The following is a 3,184-nucleotide window of genomic DNA, read 5'->3' as shown; positions in this document are numbered from 1 at the left end:
TTTCGGGTTGTGAGGTTAAGCGACTAAGCGTACACGGTGGATGCCTAGGCAATCAGAGGCGATGAAGGACGTGCTAATCTGCGATAAGCGTCGGTAAGGTGATATGAACCGTTACAACCGACGATTTCCGAATGGGGAAACCCAGTGCAATTCGTTGCACTATCGTTTGATGAATACATAGTCAAACGAAGCGAACCGGGGGAACTGAAACATCTCAGTACCCCGAGGAAAAGAAATCAACCGAGATTCCCCTAGTAGCGGCGAGCGAACGGGGAGCAGCCCAGAGTCTTAATCAGCATTAGCATCAGGAGAACGGTCTGGAAAGTCCGGCAGTAAAGGGTGATAGCCCCGTATCCGAAGGTGTTAGTGTTGTGAACTCGACGAGTAGGGCGGGACACGTGTTATCCTGTCTGAATATGGGGGGACCATCCTCCAAGGCTAAATACTCCTGATTGACCGATAGTGAACCAGTACCGTGAGGGAAAGGCGAAAAGAACCCCGGCGAGGGGAGTGAAATAGAACCTGAAACCGTGTACGTACAAGCAGTGGGAGCCTTGATTTATCAGGGTGACTGCGTACCTTTTGTATAATGGGTCAGCGACTTATATTCTGTAGCAAGGTTAACCGTATAGGGGAGCCGTAGGGAAACCGAGTCTTAACTGGGCGAATGAGTTGCAGGGTATAGACCCGAAACCCGGTGATCTAGCCATGGGCAGGTTGAAGGTTGGGTAACACTAACTGGAGGACCGAACCGACTAATGTTGAAAAATTAGCGGATGACTTGTGGCTGGGGGTGAAAGGCCAATCAAACCGGGAGATAGCTGGTTCTCCCCGAAAGCTATTTAGGTAGCGCCTCGTGAACTCATCTTCGGGGGTAGAGCACTGTTTCGACTAGGGGGTCATCCCGACTTACCAACTCGATGCAAACTACGAATACCGAAGAATGTTATCACGGGAGACACACGGCGGGTGCTAACGTTCGTCGTGAAGAGGGAAACAACCCAGACCGCCAGCTAAGGTCCCAAAGTCATAGTTAAGTGGGAAACGAAGTGGGAAGGCTCAGACAGCCAGGATGTTGGCTTAGAAGCAGCCATCATTTAAAGAAAGCGTAATAGCTCACTGGTCGAGTCGGCCTGCGCGGAAGATGTAACGGGGCTAAACTATGCACCGAAGCTGCGGCAGCGATATTTAGATATTGTTGGGTAGGGGAGCGTTCTGTAAGCCTGTGAAGGTGTACTGTGAGGTATGCTGGAGGTATCAGAAGTGCGAATGCTGACATAAGTAACGATAATGCGGGTGAAAAACCCGCACGCCGGAAGACCAAGGGTTCCTGTCCAACGTTAATCGGGGCAGGGTGAGTCGACCCCTAAGGCGAGGCAGAAATGCGTAGTCGATGGGAAACGGGTTAATATTCCCGTACTGGTGATAATTGCGATGGGGGGACGGAGAAGGCTAGGCTATCCGGGCGACGGTTGTCCCGGTTTAAGAATGTAGGCAGGTGAATTAGGCAAATCCGGTTCACTATATGCTGAGGTTCGATGACGAGTCACTACGGTGATGAAGTAGCTCATGCCCCGCTTCCAGGAAAAGCCTCTAAGCTCTAGATTATCATTAATCGTACCCCAAACCGACACAGGTGGTCAGGTAGAGAATACTCAGGCGCTTGAGAGAACTCGGGTGAAGGAACTAGGCAAAATGGTGCCGTAACTTCGGGAGAAGGCACGCTGGCGCTAGGTGAAGTCCCTTGCGGATGGAGCTGAAGCCAGTCGCAGATACCAGCTGGCTGCAACTGTTTATTAAAAACACAGCACTGTGCAAACACGAAAGTGGACGTATACGGTGTGACGCCTGCCCGGTGCTGGAAGGTTAATTGATGGGGTTATCCGTAAGGAGAAGCTCTTGATCGAAGCCCCAGTAAACGGCGGCCGTAACTATAACGGTCCTAAGGTAGCGAAATTCCTTGTCGGGTAAGTTCCGACCTGCACGAATGGCGTAATGATGGCCAGGCTGTCTCCACCCGAGACTCAGTGAAATTGAACTCGCTGTGAAGATGCAGTGTACCCGCGGCAAGACGGAAAGACCCCGTGAACCTTTACTATAGCTTGACACTGAACATTGAGCCTTGATGTGTAGGATAGGTGGGAGGCTTCGAAGCGTGGACGCCAGTCTGCGTGGAGCCAACCTTGAAATACCACCCTTTAATGTTTGATGTTCTAACGTAGCCCCGTTATCCGGGGTGCGGACAGTGTCTGGTGGGTAGTTTGACTGGGGCGGTCTCCTCCCAAAGAGTAACGGAGGAGCACGAAGGTTGGCTAAGCATGGTCGGACATCATGCGGTTAGTGCAAAGGCATAAGCCAGCTTGACTGCGAGAGTGACGGCTCGAGCAGGTACGAAAGTAGGTCTTAGTGATCCGGTGGTTCTGAATGGAAGGGCCATCGCTCAACGGATAAAAGGTACTCCGGGGATAACAGGCTGATACCGCCCAAGAGTTCATATCGACGGCGGTGTTTGGCACCTCGATGTCGGCTCATCACATCCTGGGGCTGAAGTAGGTCCCAAGGGTACGGCTGTTCGCCGTTTAAAGTGGTACGCGAGCTGGGTTTAGAACGTCGTGAGACAGTTCGGTCCCTATCTGCCGTGGGCGTTGGAAGATTGAAAGGGGCTGCTCCTAGTACGAGAGGACCGGAGTGGACGCACCACTGGTGTTCGGGTTGTCATGCCAATGGCATTGCCCGGTAGCTAAGTGCGGAAGAGATAACCGCTGAAAGCATCTAAGCGGGAAACTTGCCTTGAGATGAGTCTTCCCTGACCCTTTAAGGGTCCTAAAGGAACGTTTAAGACTAAGACGTTGATAGGTTGGGTGTGTAAGCATAGCGATATGTTGAGCTAACCAATACTAATGAACCGTGAGGCTTAACCTGACAACACCGAAGGTGTTTTAGAGAGATTGGGTTGTTTTTGATAGTGAGTGAGAAGCCGAAAGGTGAAGGACACACAGCTTGTTTGAGATTGACGTTTTGGTTTAGTGAATAAAAAGCTAAACGGGAACAAACAGAATTTGTCTGGCGGCAATAGCGCGGTGGTCCCACCTGACCCCATGCCGAACTCAGCAGTGAAACGCCGTAGCGCCGATGGTAGTGTGGGGTCTCCCCATGTGAGAGTAGGGAACTGCCAGACATTAAA

2 rRNA genes are annotated in these 3,184 nt (G+C 51.5%); both read left to right on the top strand.

The features are described 5' to 3' along the window. Positions 1–13 precede the first annotated feature (13 nt). Positions 14–2,922, top strand: a 23S ribosomal RNA gene (locus tag PSF42_RS20575). Between the two features lie 140 nt (positions 2,923–3,062). After that, positions 3,063–3,178: ribosomal RNA gene (gene rrf, locus PSF42_RS20570) — 5S ribosomal RNA — on the top strand. The last annotated feature ends 6 nt before the right edge of the window (positions 3,179–3,184 follow it).

It is taken from the genome of Providencia sp. PROV032, assembly GCF_028484875.1.
GTDB classification, from domain to species: Bacteria; Pseudomonadota; Gammaproteobacteria; order Enterobacterales; family Enterobacteriaceae; genus Providencia; species Providencia rettgeri_E.
Note: the sequence above shows the minus strand (reverse complement) of the source record. Positions and strands in the feature narration are given on the sequence as shown.